General features: G+C 56.6%; 22 protein-coding genes and 1 other annotated feature. Of the genes, 17 read left to right on the forward strand and 5 right to left on the reverse strand.

Going from position 1 to position 20,474, the window contains the following annotated elements:
• Positions 1–5: 5 nt before the first annotated feature.
• The 8 genes from minD (at position 6) to RT52_RS13570 (ending at position 6,418) form a co-directional block, all read left to right on the forward strand.
• Complete coding sequence (gene minD / locus RT52_RS13535; RefSeq protein WP_051622741.1) at positions 6–863, forward strand: septum site-determining protein MinD; 858 nt, start codon at positions 6–8, stop codon at positions 861–863.
• 43 nt (positions 864–906) lie between these two features.
• The gene (locus RT52_RS13540) at positions 907–2,229 is read left to right on the forward strand and encodes a ribonuclease E/G (RefSeq protein WP_034809699.1); all 1,323 of its coding nucleotides are present in this window, start codon (positions 907–909) and stop codon (positions 2,227–2,229) included.
• Between the two features lie 55 nt (positions 2,230–2,284).
• Positions 2,285–2,356, forward strand: a sequence feature (ribosomal protein L21 leader region).
• Between the two features lie 15 nt (positions 2,357–2,371).
• Entirely contained in the window at positions 2,372–2,680 is a 309-nt protein-coding gene (rplU, locus tag RT52_RS13545; protein WP_016508528.1) for a 50S ribosomal protein L21, read from the forward strand.
• A 3-nt stretch (positions 2,681–2,683) separates the two neighbouring features.
• On the forward strand, positions 2,684–3,019 hold the full coding sequence (locus tag RT52_RS13550) for a ribosomal-processing cysteine protease Prp (protein WP_034809697.1): 336 nt from the start codon (positions 2,684–2,686) through the stop codon (positions 3,017–3,019).
• A gap of 12 nt (positions 3,020–3,031) precedes the next feature.
• Positions 3,032–3,313, forward strand: coding sequence for a 50S ribosomal protein L27 (gene rpmA, locus RT52_RS13555; RefSeq protein WP_016508537.1), 282 nt, complete (start codon positions 3,032–3,034; stop codon positions 3,311–3,313).
• Positions 3,314–3,379: 66 nt separating this feature from the next.
• Positions 3,380–3,820 carry a Spo0B domain-containing protein gene (locus RT52_RS13560; protein WP_034809695.1) on the forward strand — a complete coding sequence of 147 codons (441 nt, stop codon included), beginning with the start codon at positions 3,380–3,382 and terminating at the stop codon, positions 3,818–3,820.
• Positions 3,821–5,110: a GTPase ObgE gene (gene obgE / locus RT52_RS13565; protein ID WP_034809692.1), complete on the forward strand. Its 1,290-nt coding sequence runs from the start codon at positions 3,821–3,823 to the stop codon at positions 5,108–5,110.
• Between the two features lie 42 nt (positions 5,111–5,152).
• Positions 5,153–6,418, forward strand: a complete 1,266-nt coding sequence (locus tag RT52_RS13570; protein ID WP_034817956.1) for a hemolysin family protein — start codon at positions 5,153–5,155, stop codon at positions 6,416–6,418.
• A gap of 36 nt (positions 6,419–6,454) precedes the next feature.
• Here RT52_RS13570 and RT52_RS13575 read toward each other — a convergent pair whose 3' ends face one another.
• From RT52_RS13575 to RT52_RS13590, 4 genes are all read right to left on the reverse strand, one after another.
• Entirely contained in the window at positions 6,455–7,231 is a 777-nt protein-coding gene (locus RT52_RS13575) for an NUDIX domain-containing protein (protein WP_034817957.1), read from the reverse strand.
• A 111-nt stretch (positions 7,232–7,342) separates the two neighbouring features.
• A complete protein-coding gene (locus RT52_RS13580; protein WP_034817958.1) occupies positions 7,343–7,924 on the reverse strand; it encodes a DedA family protein in 582 nt (193 codons plus the stop codon).
• A gap of 111 nt (positions 7,925–8,035) precedes the next feature.
• Complete coding sequence (locus RT52_RS13585) at positions 8,036–8,575, reverse strand: transcription repressor NadR (RefSeq protein ID WP_034809685.1); 540 nt, start codon at positions 8,573–8,575, stop codon at positions 8,036–8,038.
• Positions 8,553–9,683 (reverse strand): cysteine desulfurase family protein, encoded by a 1,131-nt coding sequence (locus RT52_RS13590; RefSeq protein WP_156028825.1) that lies wholly within the window; start codon positions 9,681–9,683, stop codon positions 8,553–8,555. Before RT52_RS13590 ends, RT52_RS13585 begins: the two co-directional genes overlap by 23 nt.
• A 95-nt stretch (positions 9,684–9,778) precedes the next feature.
• On the opposite strand from RT52_RS13590, the gene RT52_RS13595 reads away from it, so the two are divergent.
• From RT52_RS13595 to yajC, 8 genes are all read left to right on the forward strand, one after another.
• Entirely contained in the window at positions 9,779–11,212 is a 1,434-nt protein-coding gene (locus tag RT52_RS13595) for an L-aspartate oxidase (RefSeq protein ID WP_034817960.1), read from the forward strand.
• Positions 11,166–12,035, forward strand: a complete 870-nt coding sequence (gene nadC / locus RT52_RS13600; protein ID WP_034817961.1) for a carboxylating nicotinate-nucleotide diphosphorylase — start codon at positions 11,166–11,168, stop codon at positions 12,033–12,035. The genes RT52_RS13595 and nadC overlap by 47 nt, the downstream gene beginning before the upstream one ends.
• Positions 11,998–13,077, forward strand: a complete 1,080-nt coding sequence (gene nadA, locus RT52_RS13605; protein WP_034817962.1) for a quinolinate synthase NadA — start codon at positions 11,998–12,000, stop codon at positions 13,075–13,077. Before nadC ends, nadA begins: the two co-directional genes overlap by 38 nt.
• An 83-nt stretch (positions 13,078–13,160) precedes the next feature.
• Positions 13,161–13,748: a Holliday junction branch migration protein RuvA gene (ruvA, locus tag RT52_RS13610; RefSeq protein ID WP_034818028.1), complete on the forward strand. Its 588-nt coding sequence runs from the start codon at positions 13,161–13,163 to the stop codon at positions 13,746–13,748.
• 10 nt (positions 13,749–13,758) lie between these two features.
• On the forward strand, positions 13,759–14,754 hold the full coding sequence (ruvB, locus tag RT52_RS13615; protein WP_034817963.1) for a Holliday junction branch migration DNA helicase RuvB: 996 nt from the start codon (positions 13,759–13,761) through the stop codon (positions 14,752–14,754).
• Between the two features lie 4 nt (positions 14,755–14,758).
• Positions 14,759–15,817 carry a tRNA preQ1(34) S-adenosylmethionine ribosyltransferase-isomerase QueA gene (gene queA, locus RT52_RS13620; RefSeq protein WP_034817964.1) on the forward strand — a complete coding sequence of 353 codons (1,059 nt, stop codon included), beginning with the start codon at positions 14,759–14,761 and terminating at the stop codon, positions 15,815–15,817.
• The gene (tgt, locus tag RT52_RS13625; protein WP_034817965.1) at positions 15,814–16,959 is read left to right on the forward strand and encodes a tRNA guanosine(34) transglycosylase Tgt; all 1,146 of its coding nucleotides are present in this window, start codon (positions 15,814–15,816) and stop codon (positions 16,957–16,959) included. Before queA ends, tgt begins: the two co-directional genes overlap by 4 nt.
• An 81-nt stretch (positions 16,960–17,040) precedes the next feature.
• Positions 17,041–17,319 carry a preprotein translocase subunit YajC gene (yajC, locus tag RT52_RS13630; RefSeq protein ID WP_034817966.1) on the forward strand — a complete coding sequence of 93 codons (279 nt, stop codon included), beginning with the start codon at positions 17,041–17,043 and terminating at the stop codon, positions 17,317–17,319.
• Between the two features lie 24 nt (positions 17,320–17,343).
• On the opposite strand, the gene RT52_RS13635 is transcribed toward yajC, so the two are convergent.
• Positions 17,344–18,495 carry an FAD-dependent oxidoreductase gene (locus RT52_RS13635; RefSeq protein ID WP_034817967.1) on the reverse strand — a complete coding sequence of 384 codons (1,152 nt, stop codon included), beginning with the start codon at positions 18,493–18,495 and terminating at the stop codon, positions 17,344–17,346.
• Between the two features lie 177 nt (positions 18,496–18,672).
• On the opposite strand from RT52_RS13635, the gene RT52_RS13640 reads away from it, so the two are divergent.
• A complete protein-coding gene (locus RT52_RS13640; protein WP_034817968.1) occupies positions 18,673–20,445 on the forward strand; it encodes a methyl-accepting chemotaxis protein in 1,773 nt (590 codons plus the stop codon).
• Positions 20,446–20,474: the final 29 nt, after the last annotated feature.

Raw genomic sequence — 20,474 nt, forward strand, 5'->3', positions numbered from 1 at the left:
GTTTGATGGAGCAAGTAGTAGAGCCTGTACATACAGCGAAAGAAGTGAAGAAAGGCCGGGCTATCGTCGTGACGTCGGGGAAAGGTGGCGTCGGGAAGACGACGACGACCGCGAACCTCGGGACGGGTCTCGCATTGTCTGGACATTCGGTCTGTCTCGTCGACACGGACATCGGTCTTCGGAACTTGGATATCGTGCTTGGACTCGACAACCGGAGCATCTATAACCTCGTCGACGTCATTAGCGGTCAATGCAAGCTGCATCAAGCGCTCGTCCGCGACAAGCGGTTCGAAGAGATGTACTTGCTCCCGGCCGCCCAGTCGAAAGACAAGACGTCGGTCCAACCGGAACAAGTGAAAGAGATCATCGACCAGTTGAAGACGCAATATGACTTCGTGTTGATTGATTGCCCGGCCGGTATCGAGCAAGGCTTCATGAACGCCATCGCCGGAGCGGACGAGGCCGTCGTCGTGACGACACCCGAGAAAGCGGCCGTCCAAGATGCGGACCGCATCATCGGGATGCTCGAGCAAGCCGAGCACGTCGCCGCACCGAAATTGATCGTCAACCGCGTCAAGAACCATCTCGTCGAATCGGGCGACATGCTCGACATCGATGACATCATGCGCATCTTGTCGATCGACCTGCTCGGCGTCGTCGTCGATGACGAAGAAGTCATCGCCGCCGCGAACCGCGGGGTGCCGGTGACGATGAACCCGGACAATAACGCCGGACAAGCGTACCGCAACATCACGCGTCGCATCCTCGGTGAATCGGTGCCACTCATGTCGATTCAGACGGAGAAAAAACCGGTCGGCTTCTGGACAAAGCTCATGATGAAATTTGGAATGAAAAAAGCGTAAAGGCAACGAAAGTTGCCTTTTTGTGTCGAAAGGAGAGCGAACTATGAAACTCATCTATGAACGGACCCCATCCATCGAGAGGGCGATGCTCGTCGACGGGGAGCGGTTGCTCGAAGTCGAAGAGCGCTTCCTCGACCAACTCGCCGTCGGCACAATCGTCGAGGCGGCGGTCGAACGGATTCATCCATCGCTCGGGGCCGCGTTTTTGACCGACGGCGCGACGACGTTCTTCCTCCCGATCGCCGAGACGCTGAAGGCGCTCGCGTCGTACCCGGACGTCCCGACGATCGGTCAAGCGGCTGTCGTCGGCGAGAAACGGCTCGTTCAAGTGACGAAGGAAGGCATCAACGGCAAACATCATAAAGTGACGGAAAACATCCGCTTCGGCGGACGCTATCTCGTCTATTTCCCGTATGGACGACGTACACTTTATAGCCGGAAGCTCGACCTCGTCACACAAGACCGGTTGTCGAAAGTGTTCGATCTCGAGGAAGCGGAAGGGGTGCTCTTCCGGACCGAGTCGGGCCAGGCGAACCCTGAAGCGTTACGAGACGAGCTTGCGCGTCTGCGTGCCCGGGCCCAAGACGTCGCGTCCGCGCGTTTCGGACAAGACGAGCTGCTCTGTGAACAGTTCGCCCGGAAACATACGGTCGAATCGGTCACGACGAACGACGCCGAGGCGAAACGTCGTCTCGACCTACTTGAAATCCCGGTCGAGCGGTTCGTCGGCAAAGGCCGGATGAACGAGGCACGTCGGCTTGATGACGCGATTGCGAAGCTGACGAGCCGGGTCGTCTGGCTCGAAGGCGGGGCGTACGTCTTGATTGAACAAGTCGAGACGATGACCGTCATCGACGTCAACAGCGGCAAGAACGTCGCCGTCAAAGACAAAGGCCGGGCCGCCGACACGATTAACGAGGCGGCGCTCTATACGATTATGGAGCAACTCCGGCTACGCAACATCGGCGGCATGGTCGTCATCGATTTTTTGCGCGGTTCAAAGGACGGACAAGCCCGGATTTTGAAAAAGATGAAGGAAGTCGGCGTCCGCGACCCGCGTCGCGTCGAAGTGTACGGTTTCACGAAGATGGGGTTGTTCGAACTGTCCCGAGAACGGACCGGCCGCTCGATTCAAGACCGGATGGTGCGGGACGGGCGTCCGTCGAAGCTCGCCGTCTTCTCAAAGCTTGAGCGTGACCTTCTCGATTTGACGGCGCATGAGGCCGTCGTCTTGGCGCTCCCGCCGAAATGGCAGGATGGGAAGTGGGATGCGTTCGGGCTTCAAATTTATTTCGTTGACGGGGAAGCAGAGATCGCCTTTTTCGGGACGGACGAGGAATGTCAAAATTTCGTACAACGTCGTTGACAACGTTTGAACGAGAGTGGTATCATCTATAACGTTAGTTCGTTTGGAAGCACCCAAATGGCTACAACCGCACAGAACGGGTTGAAACGGTTTTGCCCTGCCCTGGATGGCGAGTCTGAGTTAAACAAGGAGGTGCACGTATATGTACGCAATCATCAAAACTGGTGGTAAGCAAATCAAAGTTGAAGCAGGTCAAGAGATCTACATCGAAAAACTCGATGCTGATGTCGAGGGTACTGTAGAATTCGGTGAAGTTCTTTTCGTTGGTGGTGACGATGTTAAAGTCGGAGCTCCACTCGTAGAGGGCGCTAAAGTCGTCGCAACTGTCGTTAAACACGGTCGCGCGAAGAAGATCACTGTCTTCAAAATGAAAGCTAAGAAAAACTACCGTCGTAAGCAAGGTCACCGTCAGCCTTACACGAAAGTTCGCATCGAGAAAATCGAAGCGTAAGCTATGATTCGAGTAATGGTCAGACGAGACGAGACGAAGTCGATTCGTTCCGTTGAAGTGACAGGTCACGCCAACTTTGCTGAACCCGGTTCTGACTTAGTGTGTGCCGGCGTTTCCGCCATCATCTTTGGGGCGTATAACGCGGTCGAGGTACTCGCAGGTCAGTCGCTTCTCGTAGAAATGGCAGACAAAACAGAGGGTGGTTACTTTTATGTCGAGACGTATCCTGATTTATCGCCGGAGGATATGACTCGCACCCAGCTGTTACTAGAAGGGATGCTCGTGCAACTAGACACGGTCGCCCAAAGTTACGGTGATTATATCCAAATTGAACAATAGGAGGTGGACCTCATGTTACAATTGAACCTTCAGTTCTTCGCATCGAAAAAGGGAGTAGGATCGACTAAAAACGGTCGTGACTCGATTTCGAAACGCCTCGGCGCTAAACGCGCTGACGGACAGACTGTTTCAGCTGGATCAATCCTCTACCGTCAACGCGGTACGAAGATTCACCCAGGTGAAAACGTCGGCCGTGGTGGCGACGACACATTGTTTGCTAAAGTTGACGGCGTAGTACGCTTCGAGCGTCTTGGTCGCGACAAGAAACAAGTGAGCGTTTACCCAGTTGCGTAAGTAGAACCACGCAGAAGACTCTAGCCACTTATTTGGTTAGAGTCTTTTTTTCTAGGAGAGGATCAAATGGACTCACAAGAAGCACTGAAACTCGTATCGACCGTCCGTCACGAATGGATGAATCGGCTTCAGATGATCTCTTTGTATGCGGCGCTCGAACCTGATAAACTCGAGGGGTTGTACGAGCGATATCGTCAGCACGCCGACGAAGAGAGTGCGCTCATTCGGTTGAACGTACCGGCGACGAGTCTCGTCGTCATTCAAGCGAATTGGGAAGGGCGGTTGACCTATTCGGTATCGACCGACCGCGTATCGTTAGACGATGCGTGCGTGGCGGACAAGCTCGTCCGTCTTCTGTCAGGAACGGATGGACCGATTCATGTGACGTTCACGGACGGACTGACGGTGCGCGTCTTCGGCAACGTGCCGGAAGGCGTGTTCACGCCAGAGGAAGTGTACGAACAGACCGTAGAATGTTCTACGTTTCGTTTAAAGGAGGGGAATTAAATGTTTGTCGATCAGGTTAATATTTTTGTAAAAGCTGGAGACGGCGGTAAAGGGATGGTCGCATTCCGCCGCGAGAAGTATGTCCCGGACGGAGGCCCTGCCGGCGGTGACGGTGGTCACGGTGGCGACGTCATTTTTGAAGTGGAAGAAGGGTTGCGTACGCTCGTCGACTTCCGTTTCTCGAAAAAATTCATCGCCTCAAACGGTGAAAAAGGCATGTCGAAAGGGATGCACGGACGTCGCGCGAAGCCGCTCGTCGTCAAAGTCCCACCAGGCACAATCGTCTTTGACGCGGCGACGGATACCGTCATCGCCGATTTGACGGAGCACGGCCAACGCGCCACGATTGCCAAAGGCGGTCGCGGTGGACGCGGGAACTGTCGCTTTGCGACGCCGGCCAACCCGGCACCAGAGATTGCCGAGAACGGGGAACCAGGACAAGAGCGCGAACTTCGCCTCGAGTTGAAACTCCTCGCGGACGTCGGCCTCGTCGGCTTCCCATCAGTCGGGAAATCGACACTGTTGTCGGTCGTCTCGTCGGCACGCCCGAAAATCGGCGCGTACCACTTCACGACGATCACACCGAACCTCGGTGTCGTCAAGACGGCAGATGACCGTGACTTCGTCATGGCCGATCTTCCTGGACTCATCGAAGGGGCGAGCCAAGGCGTCGGCCTCGGTCACCAGTTCCTCCGTCACATCGAACGGACGAAAGTCATCGTCCACATGATCGATATGAGCGGCATGGAAGGGCGCGACCCGTTCGAAGACTACACGACAATCAACCGGGAGCTCGAGTCGTACAACTTACGCCTCCTCGAGCGTCCACAAATCGTCGTCGCCAACAAGATGGACATGCCGGATGCAGAAGAGCATCTCGCCGAGTTCCAACAAAAAGTCGGTGATGACGTCAAAGTATTCCCGATTTCAGCGCTCGCGAAAGAAGGACTTCGCAATCTGCTTATCGAAGTAGCTAACCTTGTGGATGCTACGCCTGAGTTCCCACTCGAAGAGCTCGAAGAGAAGACTGCGACACCGCGCGTCGTCTATCGTTATGAGAAGGAAGAGAAAGGGTATCAAATCAACATCGATGAGTACGATCGCTTCGTCATCACGGGGCCACGCATCGAGAAGCTCTTCAAGATGACGAACTTCGACCACGACGAGTCAATCAAACGATTCGCCCGTCAGATGCGTCAGATGGGAATCGACGACGATCTCCGCAAACTCGGTGCCGAAGATGGCAGCGTCGTAGCGATTCTCGACTTCGAGTTCGAGTTCGTCGAATAATCTTTTCAATTAGGAACGGAGTGTGAAGTACACGTGGACCCTGTGCCCTCGTCTAGTTTAATTCTTTATGCAGTACTGATTCTATTGTCAGCCTTCTTCTCGTCAGCGGAAACCGCGCTCTCGAGTGTGAACCGCGTCCGCATGATTCGCATGGCGGAAGATGGGGACAAGGCCGCCAAGCGCGTCTTGCATCTCGTCGACCGGTTCGACGACACGCTCTCGACGATTCTCGTCGGGAACAACGTCGTCAACATCGGCTCGGCGACGGTCGCGACGGCGATCGCGACATCCATCTTCAGCGGCGGGACGGGCCTGCTCATCTCGACGTTCGCGACGACGGTGCTCATCTTGATTTTCGGTGAGATTCTCCCGAAATCGCTCGCCAAGGAGTTCGCCGAGAAATACTCGCTTCTCATTAGCGGGATTCTCATCTTCTTGGTGAAGGTGTTGAAGCCGATCACTATCCTCTTCACGGGACTGAAGCGTCTGACGCTTCGTGTCATCGGGATGAAGGACAAAGAGCCGTCCGTGACGGAAGAAGAGCTGAAAGTGCTCGTCGATATGGGGGAAGAGGAAGGGGTGCTCGGGGAGACCGAGGCCGAGCTCGTGCACAGCGCCTTCGCGTTCAACGACATCACAGTCGATGACGTGTTGACGCCGCGCATCGACATCCTTGCCGTCGATATCGATGATTCGCTTGAAGAAATCAAACAAACCATTTTCAGTGGCGGGCATTCGCGCCTGCCGGTCTATAAAGATTCAATCGATAACGTCATCGGCGTACTGTCCGAGCGGGATTTCCTCCGCTCGATGGTACGCGAGGAAGTGACGGACGTCCGGGCGCTCATCCGACCGCTCACGTACGTCTCGCCTCAGACGAAATTGATTGAGCTGCTCCCGATCTTGCAGCAAAAGCAGTCGCATATGGCGATTGTGCTCGATGAGTTCGGGGGGACGGCCGGTCTCATCACGCTCGAGGACATGCTCGAGGAGCTCGTCGGCGACATTTGGGACGAGCACGACGAATCGGTCGTCTACTTGCGACGCCTCCGTGAAGGCGTGTACGAATGTATGGCCGACATGGACGTCGATGAGTTCGCCGAAGAGATGGGCATTAAAGAACCTGAAATAGACTCGAATACGATGGGAGGATGGTTCGTCGAATTGCTCGGCGACATCCCGGAGAAAGGGGCGCGTGTCACGTATGAGGACATGACGTTCACTGTTCTCCACGTCGAAAAACGCCGTGTGCGCAAGCTGTTGGTCGAAACGAACCAATCCGAGCCCGATCCGGCAGAAGAAGCATAAACGAAAGGGACCTCCAGCCGGGGGTCCCTTTTGTCGTCAGACGGTAGGATGGCGCTCGACACGTTCGAGCAGCTCGTATGGGCGGACTTTGTAAATGGCGTGCGGCAAATACGTCGGGTCCATCGCGTCGAGGACGCGCATCTGGAAGTGCTCGCGTTTGATGTAATCCGAGATGTTCGACGCATCGATGTTGTAGAAGCCGACTTCTTGCGTCTCGCCCGGTTGCGGAGCGAGGTCGCCAGAGACGTATCGGGCCCGGAACGTGACACACAACACACGAGACGATACGTTCTGATAGATGCCCGTGATGCCTTCGACTTCAATCTCGGCCCCGGTCTCTTCCTTCACTTCACGATGGACGGCGTCGACGAGCGACTCGTGCTCTTCGACTTGACCGCCCGGCATCTCGTACGTGTCGTTCCGGTGCATATTTTGGACGAGGAGCACCTCGCCCGCATCGTTCGTGACGTAAGCGGTCACCGAGACGATGGTGCGCGGCGGCGTGTAATGGCCCGTCGGCATCATGAACTCCTCGCTTGATTTGATATACAGGTCCTTCCCGAGCCGGGCCCGTTTCTTCATCGCCTCGCGGCGGAGCGAGCTCGCGCGGTAGTCCCGTTCGACTTGCTCGTAATGCTCGCGGTCGCGGTACTCCCAAAGCGCCATGACCTCGGTCTGGTCTTCGGTCACCCAACGGCCGACGAGCCGTGCGCCGTGCGATACCTGAATCGGATACAGGTATGTATGGAAAAATGACGTGAATTCTTCAAGACGTTCTGGGCGAATCGTATACGTTTTTCGACGATGGAACATGGTGATTCCTCCTTTGACGGTTGCCGTCTATTCGCGTGATGACTGCACGTTGACCTATTCGCCGCAGACGGGTGATTTCCCTCTATTCAAAAAGTCAGCTCGAGCGATGGCTCAAGCTGACTTTTTTAAGATGCTCGGATGGGACATGACGTAACGGACGCCGAAGAACAACAAAATCGCGAGGAGGACGTACGGGCCGAACCCGTGCATGAACTCCCCGATCTGCCGCCAGTTGCTGCCGAGCATCAGCCCGACTTTGATGAAGACGAACGACCAGGCCGCGAAGACGATCGTCGTCACGACGAAGAACTTTCGGAACGACAAACGCATGACGCCGGCACTGATGGCGAACAGTTGCCGCCAAATCAAGCTCAGGCAGACGATCCAGGCGCCATATTTCTCGAACCACGCCTCCGCCTGCAGCTGCTTCTCCGGCTTGATGCGGAACGAGCGATACAGTTTCAACGCGACCGGGCGCCCGCCGTAGCGGCCGATCCAATATAAGCCGACCTGGCTCGTCACGAAGGTGGACCAGGCAAGTAGGAAGATGAAGAGGAACGACGCGTCAAGGGACCCGACGAGATAACCGCCGTAAGCGAGCACGAGCTCGTTCGGGATCAGTTGGATGAAGATGCCGAGCGGGATGCTGAACACACCGCAACCGACCAACAGTTGTTCGAGGAAATGCCACATGCCGCGTCACTCCTTTCTCAAATAAGTTAATAGGAAATCATACCCATCCATCAGTATACCGGACGGGACGAAAAAGCAAAAGAAAAGATGTCACAAAAACGTGACATCTTTTTAGTCGAGTGCCGACACGAGAATGCCGAGCCGATCGAGCTCCTCGACGGCGGCGTGAATCGCGTCCTCGCTGTCCGCCTCGAGCGTATGGATGTGGAGCCCGTCCGTCAAATGCGACAGCGGAGCGGCTTGATTGGCGGCGACCCGTTCTAAGAAGGCCCGGACGTCGCGACGACTCTTCACCATGAGCTGTCCGGTGATGGAGCCGTAGACGGGATGATCGATGATGACGTCGCGAATCGTGACCCCTTCATCGACGATGGCGTTCATCTCGACTTCCATCTCTTCGGGTGTGTGACGGCAGACAATCTTTCGGGTGTAGGCCGATGGTGCCCCTTCACCGGGAAGGTAGACATACCCGCGCGCCGTCGCGACGATTTGATGGCCTTTCGCCTTCAAGAGCGACAAGTCCTGGACGACGACTTGTCGGCTGACCGCGACGTGGCGGGCGAGCTCGGCCCCGGTGATGGGCTCCGTGCTCGATTCAATCAGTTCTAATAGCGTACGCCGGCGTTCTTCACCGGCTAAGCGTTTGTTCATACGATTCAACTCTCCTTGCTAAAGTGACGATGGCGTCGGCGAGCGCCGACGTTGCCTCGATGGTCGTACCTTCCCCGAACGAGATGCGGACGAGCCCGTGACAGGCGCTCGTCTCGAAACCGAGCGACTCGAGCATGCGGTTCGGCCCGTTCTGACCGGCCCGGCAAGCCGACCCGGCCGAGACTTGAAACCCGAGCGCGTCGAGTTCGGTCATCCACCATTGCCCGTCGCGCCGGCTCGAGACGAACGAAAAGATGGCCGGGCTCTGCTGCTCGAACTCGAGCCATGTTACGTAAGACGATGTCTTCTCTTTCAAGATAGCACGAAACGCCACGTAATTTCTTTCATGACGTGTCCGTGCCTCGTGCCGTTCGGTGAACGCCTTGACGAAGGCGCAGATTCCGGGCACGTCGATCGTCCCCGGTCGAATCCCGTATTGGTGATGGCCCGGATAATAGGGCGGGGGAAGCAGGCGTTCCATATATAGCCCGCCGATGCCTTTTGGACCCCCGACTTTATGGGCGCTGAACGAGTAGGCGTCAATCCCGTCGACGGAAACGGGAATCTTCCCGAGCGCCTGGACACCGTCGACGTGAAGGAGCACTTTTTTATATTTCAATTGGCAGAGGATGTGATGAAGCGGCAAGACCCAACCCGTGTCCGAGTTGACGTGCTGAAACGTCACGAGGCCGATGTCCCGGTCAAGGAGCCGGGTGAACGTCTCATGGTCGAAACGGCCGTCCTTCAATTTCAAGCGGTGGACGGTCACGCCCTCGGCCTCCCATTCGTCAAGGAGGAGCGACACCGAGTCGTGCTCTTGCCACGACGTGATCACTTCTTTGCCTTTCATGCGTTTCCGCAGACTCGTCAGCGCGATGTAATTGCTCTCGGAGCCGCTCCCGGTGAAGAGCAGTTTGCCGCGGAGCATGTCGAGGCCGAGCGCTTGTTTGATGAGTCGTCTCGCCTCGGTCAAATAATCTTCCGCCATGAATCCGGCGATATGGAGGGAGGACGGGTTGCCGTAGACGCCCCGGGCCATCGCCACGTAATGGTCGAGCGCAGCCTTCGTCATCGGATGGGTGGCGGCATAATCAAAGTATCGATTCATCAGATGTCCCTCTTTTCTCATGTTGTCTTCTTCACAAAATTATGCGAAACTAGTTTACAAGTCAACATTACATATGAAAAACAGGTGATATACAGATGTCTTTACAGTTTGAAAAAGTCGATGTGTTGATTATCGGCACCGGCTTGGCGGCCGTGACGGTCGCCCTCCATCTGCCCCCGACGTTGAGCGTCCTGCTCGTCTCCAAGCATGAACGAACGAGTACGAATTCGGACTTGGCCCAAGGAGGGATTGCGAGCTCGTACTTGGAGCCGTCGAGCGTCGATCATGAGCGGGATACGCTCGTCGCCTCGAAACACGCGGCCGAACCCGACCGTGTCCATACGCTCGTCGAGGAAGGACGGACGGCGATTCAAGAGCTGGAACGTTTCGGTATCCCTTTCGACCGCGATGAGACCGGGTACGCGGTCGGGCGAGAAGGGGCACATGGCCAAAATCGCATCTTTCACGTCGGTGGCGATGAGACGGGGCGCCATATGATGGCGACGCTTCGCCGCAAGCTCCCGGATCACGTGACCGTCATGGAGCACGTCCTCATCGATACGTTGACGAAGACGGACGACCGTGTGAGCGGAGCGACCGGTTTCAACGGCGAGACGCGTCTCCACGTGCAGGCCGGGGCCGTCGTCCTCGCGACAGGCGGCATCGGGGGACTCGTCGACTGGACGTCGAACTGTCGATCGGTCACAGGGGACGGGCTCGTCTTGGCGGCAGCGGTCGGGGCACGACTCTCGAACTTGTCCCGGATCCAGTTTCATCCGACGCTGCTCGCGGTCGATTCACCCCATCTCGTGACGGAAGCGCTACGCGGGGCGGGCGCCAAACTCGTCGACGCGTCCGGACGACATGTGATGGAACAGCACCCCCTCGGCAGCCTCGCCCCGAGGGATGAGGTCGCCCGTGAGCTTACGGACCATACAGGCCCGGTGTACTTGGATACGAGTCGTGTCGAACGGATCGGGGAGCGGTTCCCGAAACTGATGGCGACGTGTGTCGCACACGGGATTGACGTCCGACGCATCCCGGTCCGACCGGGACTGCATTTCCATATGGGCGGTGTCGGCGTTGACGCCTATGGACGAACGACGGTCGCAGGACTATACGCGGTCGGTGAAGTCGCCGATACGGGCGTCCATGGACAGAATCGGCTCGCGTCAAACTCATTACTCGAATGCTGGGTGTTCGGAAAACGGGTGGCGGCGGCGATGGTAGTGGAGGAGAAGCCGTTCACGGTGAACGAGACGACCGGGTTTGAGGTGTCGGATGATCTGTTCGGCCGCTATCGGCAACAGATAGGGGAATGGTTGACAATCTCGCCGCATGTAGGCAAAATCGCTAGTTTCTTAGAAAATACCCAACAACTGGCACGGACGAAACACGTGACAAGACAATTAAGTGAACAGACGTTGAGTCTGCAAGCGGCGCGGCTCTTGGCCCATGCCATGATCAGGACGGAGGATACATATGAACAAGATTGCTTTACGCGAACAGCTGACGGCGTATCTACATGAGGACATCGGTTTCGGTGATCTATCGAGTGGACTGATTGACCAGCGCGAGACGTCACTTGCCACGGTCACCGCCAAAATGGACGGGGTGTTCTGTGGTATGGACGTCGTCTTGGAGCTGGCCCACATGCAACGGCTCGTCGTCGAATCATGCCTCTCGGACGGCACGAACGTCTCAATCGGGGATGAGCTCTTCACGTTGCGGGGGAAGACACGGACGCTTCTCGAGACGGAACGGGTGCTGCTCAACCTCGTCCAACACTTGAGTGGCATCGCCACGATGACCCGGCGCTGCATCGAGGCGCTCGATGACCCGACGATCGCCGTCACGGACACGCGGAAGACGACACCGGGACTGCGCATGCTCGAGAAGCACGCCGTCCGCTCGGGAGGCGGGAAGAATCACCGGCTCCGCCTCGACGACGCCGTCATGATTAAAGACAACCATATCACGGCGCTCGGCGGCATCACGAACGCGGTCGCCCGGGCGCGGACGCTCGTCGGCCATACGACACCGATCGAAGTCGAGGTCGAGACGCTCGAGCAGTTACATGAGGCGATCAAGGCGAACGCCGACATCATCCTATTCGACAACCGGGCGCCAGAAGAACTGAAGGTGTGGCGAACGTTCGTCCCAAGTCACATCAAGACGGAGGCGTCGGGCGGCATCACCGTCGAGACGATTGTTGCCTATCGCGGCACGGGCGTCGACGTCATCTCGGTCGGGCAGTTGACCCATTCGGTGACGGCGCTCGATTGTAGCTTGAATTTATTAGGAGGAATCAAACATGCAGTTACTCGGAACGATGCCAGCGCGATACGCTGATTTGACGGTTGAACAGATGGAACAACGAATCGAAGCCATCAAGGCACGGCTCGGCAGCCGCCTGTTCTTGCCAGCCCACCATTACCAAAAGGACGAGGTCGTCCAGTTCGCGGACGCGACCGGGGATTCGCTCCAGCTCGCACGGCTCGCCGAACAGATGAGCGAGGCGGAGTTCATCGTCTTCTGTGGCGTCCATTTCATGGCCGAGACGGCCGACATGCTGACGCGAGACGATCAGCTCGTCATCTTGCCGGATATGCGGGCCGGGTGTTCGATGGCCGACATGGCCGATATCGATCAGACTGAAGTCGCGTGGGAAGAGCTGACAGATTTGCTCGGTGACAGCATCATCCCGATCACATACGTCAACTCGACGGCGGCGATCAAGGCGTTCGTCGGGAAACATGGCGGGGCGACCGTCACGTCGTCGAACGCGCATGACATCGTGCGCTGGGCGCTCGAGGCGGGCGAACGGATCTTGTTCTTGCCGGACCAACATCTCGGGCGGAACACGGCATATGACTTGGGCGTGCCGCTCGAGGCGATGGCCGTCTGGGACCCGCTCCGGGAACGTCTCGTCTATGAGGGTGACATCGAGGACGTCCGCGTCATTCTATGGAAAGGGCACTGCTCGGTCCATGAGAAGTTCAACGTCGCCCAAATCGAAGCGCTACGGAAGCATGACCCGGAGCGACGCATCATCGTTCATCCGGAATGTACGTTCGACGTCGTTCAGGCGGCGGACGAGGCCGGGTCGACGTCGTACATCATCGACCAAATCGAGGTGAGCGCGCCGGGGACGAAGTGGGCCGTCGGCACCGAGATGAATTTGGTCAACCGACTCGCCGCGACGCACCCCGAGCAGGACATCGTCTCGCTCAACCCGTACATGTGTCCGTGCCTGACGATGAACCGCATCGACCTACCGCATCTTCTCTGGGCACTCGAGTCACTCGAGACAGAACCCGTCAATATCATCCGCGTCGATCAAGAGACGACGAAATGGGCGACGCGCGCTCTCGAGCGGATGCTCGCACGCTAAGGACAGGCAATCGCCTGTCCTTTTTTCGTGACGATGGTTATGGTACAATGAATGCAGTTTTCCTATGAAGAGGAGATATGACCGTGATTGAATTCGTAAAAGGCTCCGTCGCCTATGTGTGTGCGGAATATATAACGTTGGATGTTTCGGGCGTCGGCTACAAAGTACATGTGCCTAACCCGTTTTTTTATCGTGAACAAGACGAACATGTAATCGTATTTACGCATCATTACGTGCGCGAAGACCAACAGACGCTATACGGCTTCCGGTCACGCCGGGAGCGCGAGCTGTTCAATAAATTGCTCGGCGTCAACGGCATCGGACCGAAAGGGGCGCTCGCCATCGTCGCATCGGGCGACATGGATGCGCTCATCGATGCGATTGAGACGGAGAATGAGAAGTATTTGACGAAGTTCCCGGGCGTCGGTAAGAAGACGGCCAAACAGATGGCGCTCGACTTGAAAGGGAAGCTCTCCGAACTCGCACCGGACTATGTGCCGCAGACAGGCTTGTTCGCCCAAGGCGCATCGGAACTCGACGAGGCATGCGAAGCGCTCGTCGCCCTCGGCTACTCGGAGCGTGAGATTGCCCGTGTCCGTAAAGAACTGAATTCAGAAATCCTGACGACAGACGCTTACATAAAGCGCGCCTTGCAGTTGTTGTTGAAATAAGGAGGAAGCTATGGACGAACGGTTGTTGTCACAATCCCATCAACAATATGAAGACTCAGAAGAGTGGAGCCTGCGCCCGCAAAAGTTCGAGCAGTATATCGGACAAGAGAAGGCAAAGGGCAACTTGTCGATCTTCATTCAGGCGGCGAAGTTGCGCCGTGAAACGCTCGACCACGTCCTCCTCTACGGTCCTCCGGGGCTCGGGAAGACGACGCTCGCCCAAATCATCGCCAACGAGATGGGCGTCGGCATCAAGACGACAGCGGGTCCTGCGATCGAGCGGCCAGGTGACCTAGCGGCGATTTTATCGACGCTCGAACCGGGTGACGTCTTGTTCATCGACGAGATTCATCGACTCAGCCGGACGATTGAAGAAATTCTTTATCCGGCGATGGAAGACTACTGTCTCGATATCGTCTACGGGCAAGGCGAGATGGCACGAAGCGTCCGCATCGACTTGCCGCCGTTCACGCTCGTCGGCGCGACGACACGGGCCGGCATGTTATCGGCCCCGCTCCGTGACCGCTTCGGTGTGACGCTCAAACTCGAATATTACGAGACGCACGAGCTCGCCGCCATCGTCAGCCGGACGGCCCAACTGTTCCGACTATCGATCTCACCAGAGGCGAGCGGGGCGATTGCGAAACGCTCGCGCGGCACGCCGCGAATCGCCAACCGGCTATTGCGCCGCGTCCGTGACTTCGCCCAAGTGGCGGGGACGAAAGAGATCAATCCAGAGCTCGCTTCAAGCGCGCTCGACCGGTTGCACGTCGACGCGCTCGGGCTCGATGAGGTCGACCACCGGCTATTGCGGGCGATGGTCGAACGATTCGGCGGCGGACCGGTCGGGCTCGAGACGCTCGCTGCGACGATTGGGGAAGACGCCCAGACGATCGAGGACGTGTATGAGCCGTATTTGTTGCAACAAGGATTCCTCCAGCGCACCCCGCGTGGACGGATGATCACCCAGTACGCAAAGACGCATTTTGGTTATGAAGAGGAGTAACGCTATGCAAGACATTCAATTAAACGTCAACGACTATGATTTTGAGTTGCCAGAAGAACTAATCGCCCAAGTGCCGCTTCTCGACCGGACGAGCTCACGCCTCTTGGTCCTCGACCGCGACACGGGCGACATCGAGCACCGTCATTTCCGTGACGTGCTCGACTATTTACAGACAGGCGACGCCCTCGTCGTCAACGACTCGCGCGTCTTGCCGGCCCGATTGTTCGGGGCGAAACAAGAGACGGGTGGGAAAGTCGAGCTGCTGCTCTTGAAACAGACAGAGGACGACGTCTGGGAAGCGCTCGTCAAACCGGCGAAGAAAGTGCGCGTCGGCGCCATCGTCGAGTTCGGTGATGGACTGCTCCGTGCCGAGTGTGTCGAGGAGCTCCCGGAAGGCGGACGTCGCTTCAAGTTCGACTATGACGGCATCTTCTATGAGATCTTAGATGAGCTCGGTACGATGCCGCTCCCGCCGTACATTCGCGAACAGCTCGATGATCAGGACCGCTATCAGACGGTATATGCGAAAGAGCGCGGGAGTGCGGCCGCACCGACGGCGGGACTGCACTTCACGGAAGAACTGCTCGAGGCGGCACAGGCGAAAGGCGTCAAGCTCATCCCGCTTACGCTCCACGTCGGGCTCGGCACGTTCCGTCCGGTGACGGCCGATTCGATAGAAGAGCATACGATGCACAGTGAATATTTCGAGTTGTCTGATGCGTCGGCAAACGCACTTCGCGACGTCCGTGCAAACGGCGGCCGCGTCTTCGCCGTCGGGACGACATCGACCCGGACGCTCGAGACGATCGTGCGCGACCATGGGGACTTCGTCGAGTCATCGGGCTGGACGGACATCTTTATCTACCCAGGGGTCGACCTACAGGCGATTGACGGGCTCATCACGAACTTCCACTTGCCGAAGTCGACGCTCGTCATGCTCGTCTCGGCGTTCGCGTCACGCGACATCATCTTGAACGCCTACCGTACCGCGGTACAAGAACGTTACCGCTTCTTCAGTTTTGGAGATGCGATGCTCATCACGAGGAAGGAAGAGAACAAATGACCAAACACGCAGTCACATACGAACACATCCACACATGTAAACAGACAGGGGCGCGGCACGGAATCGTCCATACGCCGCACGGCTCGTTCGAGACACCTGTCTTCATGCCGGTCGGGACGCAAGCGAGCGTCAAGACGATGGCGCCGGAACAAGTCAAGGCGATGGGCGCGAACATCATCCTGTCGAACACGTACCACTTATGGATTCGTCCGGGACACGAAGTCGTCAAACAAGCGGGCGGCCTTCATAAGTTCATGAACTGGGACGGCGCCATCTTGACGGACTCGGGCGGGTTCCAAGTGTTCTCGCTCGCCGACCTTCGTAACATCCAGGAAGAAGGCGTCCACTTCCGCAACCATTTGAACGGGGACAAGCTGTTCCTCTCACCAGAGAAGGCGATGGAGATTCAAAACGCGCTCGGGTCGGACATCATGATGGCGTTCGACGAGTGCCCGCCATTCCCGGCGACCCATGAATACATGAAGAAATCGGTCGAACGGACAAGCCGCTGGGCGGAGCGTTGCCTCGAAGCGCACGAACGTCCGCAGGATCAGGCGTTGTTCGGGATCATTCAAGGCGGTGAGTACGAAGATCTCCGTCGTCAAAGTGCGGCCGACCTCGTGTCGCTCGATTTCCCGGGTTATGCGGTCGGGGGCTTGTCAGTCGGTGAACCGAAAGACGTCATGTACCGCGCGCTCGAGTTCACGACGCCGTTCATGCCCGAAGATAAGCCACGCTATTTGATGGGCGTCGGCTCGCCGGACGCATTGATCGAAGGCTCGATTCGCGGGATCGACATGTTCGACTGCGTCTTGCCGACGCGAATCGCCCGTAACGGGACGCTCATGACGTCGAAAGGGCGCGTCACGATCAAGCACGCGAAACATAAGACCGACTTCGGTCCAATCGATGAGAAGTGTGACTGCTACACGTGTAAAAACTACTCGCGCGCATACGTCCACCACTTGATTCGTGCCGACGAGATGTTCGGCCTCCACCTCTGCTCGACGCACAACCTCCATTTCCTCGTCAAGTTGATGGAGCAAGTGCGCCAAGCGATTCGTGAAGACCGTCTCCTTGATTTCAAGGAAGAGTTTTTCGAAGAATATGGGTATAACAAACCGAACGCCAAGAATTTCTAATTCTTCCACAGTCATTGTGTGACAACGATTCAGTTTCACGGTATAATGAACCTGATATTGAAGGAAAGGGTGAATTTACGCATGGAAACTCTCGTAGCACTATTACCGATGATCCTTATCTTCGTCGTATTCTACTTCTTGTTGATTCGTCCGCAGACGAAACGTCAGAAAGAAGTTCAATCGATGCAAAACGCGCTTGAGCGTGGGGATCACGTCGTAACAATCGGCGGCCTTCACGGCGTCGTCCACCAAATCGAAGACACGCAAGTCGTCTTGAAGTGCGACCAGTCGCTTCTCCGTTTCAACCGGAGCGCGATCGCTGAAGTCGTCAAAAAAGCAAACGCTTCGTTCGCGGAGTAAGCAAAAAAGTCTGACCGAATCCGGTCAGACTTTTTGTTTTGCCTTCAAGAGTTGCGGGACGATGCGTCGTGCCGCTTCTTGGCCGCCATAAATGGCCCGGGCGAACGGTCCGAGCACGAGGTCGGCGTAGGGTCCGGTCATATAGAGACCGTCAGTCCAAGCGAGCGTGTCGTCGAGGACCGGCGTACCGCACGGGGTGAGCGGTAAAGACAACTGCTCTAGGAGCGGACGTAAGAACGATTGGCTCGGCTCGAGCGGACGGATGCCGGTACAACAGACGACCTCTTCAGACGGGACGGCCTGTCCATCGACATAGAGTGTCTCGCCGTCACGGACCGTTTCGCCAATTAGGTGGCGGACTCGGCCCGTCAAGATGAGCCGTTTGATCTTTAAGACGAGATCGTTCGGTGACGAGCCAGGTTTTCGTTCTCGCTTCACGAATTCTCGCTTGTCACGCCAATTGTCTTCAAGACGATGGAAGGCCCGTAGCCCTTTTGGTCCCATGAAACTGCGGTCGGCGTCGAATTGACTCACTTCGAGCGGACGTTTCGTGACGAGCGTGACGTGATGCCCTTTGTTCACCCGGGCAATCGCATAGTGGAGTGCCGTAATCCCGCCGCCGACGACCGTCACGTTCTCCTGTTCCTCACTTTCTGATTTTGAGAAGACGTGGCGACATGTCGACAGAGTCGCCCATTCTGGCACGTGCATCGTGTTCGACTGTCCGGTCGAAACGATGACCGTATCGGCCGTGATGCGTCGATTCGTCGTTTGAATGACGAACGTCTCGTGTCGCTCGATTGATTCGACTGCCTCGTTTCCAATAAACCGGGCAGGAAGCCCTAACGCTTCAATCGTCTGTTCACAGTGGTCGTTGAACATGGCGAGCGAGGGTCGTCCGAAGCGATCTTTGAAGTGATGCGAGCCGTAGTCGTGTCGGCTTGCGAACTGTTTCAAGGCGTGGGGGTTCGACGAGACGTGATGCACACGCGTCGACCGCAAATGCGTCATCTCGATTGTGGACGTCTGCCGTTTCCAGTTATCGAGCAGTCGTTCGTCCGCATCAATGATCAAGACGTCGTCGAGAGCGCCGCCTTGTTCGAGATAGGAGACGGCAAGCGTCGTTCCGTGGATCCCGCCGCCGATAATCAATAAACGTGTATGGGAAGAAATCATCATGCACCTCTTAAATAGTAATCGTTACGATTAAAAGAATAACGGAAGTGACTGATTTTTGTCAAACTTCGTCAATACGTCGAAACATCGACCTCATTTCCAAAAATCAAATTGAATCATGAAAACGTTTGCATTAATGTCATATTGAGAAGAATTTGGAAACGAAGGAGAATGGATATGGACGTGAAACGATTGCTTCGCCCGTTGACGAACTGGAGACGGCGGGTGCGACCGAAGAAACAGAGAGGACGGGCGTCGATGCGCCGGAAGATGGCGGTCGCCCTCGTACCGACAATCATCGCACTCCTCCTCGTCGGGGGACTTGGATCGTACCAGCTACAGCGGGCGACGTCTGACTATGACCGGGTCTTAAATGAAGGGGTCAAGCAGATGTTAATTGCCGAAGACTTGGCGCTCACCGTGACCGATGCGGAGCGGTATTTAAATTACTATTTGCTCGTCTCAAACCCGAAGACGCTCATCAGCTTGGAAGCGACGCAATCCAAGCGGGACGAGTTGATGAGTTCGTTAAAAGCAGCTTCGGCCGACGAGACGGTACTCGGTAAGATTGCCGACTTAGAAAAATTCAATCAACACCTCGACACAGAGATGGCTCGCGCGATCGACCTGCGGCAACAACAAGACGAGATCGGCTTCAAAACGGTGCTCAATACAAGCGTGACGCCGACGACCGATCGCGTCCGGATGACCGTGACCGACCTTGTCGCTCACCAAACTGAACTTCTGGCAGAGGAGACGGATGCGGTGCAGGCTGGGGCAGGACAATCGATTGTTTGGATGATCGTCATTAGTGTCATCGGTGTCGGAGTGGGCGTCTTTTCTCTCATCGCCCTACAAAAGCTGTTCCTTCGACCGATCAATCGTCTTGTGAAAGAAGCGCGCGTCGTCGCAGAAGGTGATTTGACAGGAGGGGATATCGACGTTGAGTCAAACGACGAACTCGGTGACCTCGTGTCAGCGTTCAATGATATGAAACGAAATCTTGTCGGCTTGATTCGTCAAGTCGGGGCAGCGTCTGAAAAAGTGACCGCCTATTCGGAGAACCTATATTCGAGCACCGATCACGTCGCCACGACGACGCAAGGTGTCGCCGGTTTATTTGAAGAGATGAACCTCGCCGCCCAAGTATCGGCGAGACGGGCCGAGGAAGGGACGTCAGGCGTCAACCAAGCCGTCCTCGGTCTGAATCAAATCGCAGCGGCCTCCCAAGGCGTCAACGAGCAAACGATCCATACGCTCGAAGCGGCGAGCGGGGGACTCGAGACGATTCAACTCGCCGAGGCGAGAATGCAAGAGATTCAACGGGCGAACGATTTGACCGAGCAGATGGTGAAACGTCTGTCGAATCAGTCGCTCGAAATTGAGAAGATCACACGCTCGATTACGGCCATCACCGAGCAGACGAACTTGCTCGCATTGAACGCCGCAATCGAAGCCGCCCGAGCCGGGGAACACGGGAAAGGATTCGCCGTCGTCGCGGCCGAAGTCCGAAAGCTCGCTGAGGAATCGAAACAGTCGGCCAAACAAATTCAGGCGGTCGTCGGTGACATCCAGCGCGACACGAAACAAGTCGAGTCGGCGTTCGACGTGACGAGCGGACACGTCACGAACGGGGTGGCGCAAATGGGCGAGGTCGCGGAAGCGTTCAAAGAGATCGTCTCCGTCATTCAAGAGACGTCCCGTCAGATGGGCGAGATCGCGGCCGCGACCGAAGAAGTGAGCGCGAACACGACGGAAGTCGCCGTCTCGGTCGAGGATATGTCAACGAACGCCATGTCGACACAACAACGTGTCGAAGAAGCAGGCGCAAACGTCGAGCAGCAACTTGCGGCGATTCAAGAGATTAACGGCATCGCCGAAACGATGAGCCACATGTCTGTTGAATTAAAAGACCTCGTGCATTTATTCAAAACGTCAGATCAGCAGTGAGACACACATAAAAGAAGTCGAAGAAACGA

This window comes from Exiguobacterium alkaliphilum 12/1 (assembly GCF_000714435.1).
GTDB lineage: Bacteria > Bacillota > Bacilli > Exiguobacteriales > Exiguobacteriaceae > Exiguobacterium > Exiguobacterium alkaliphilum.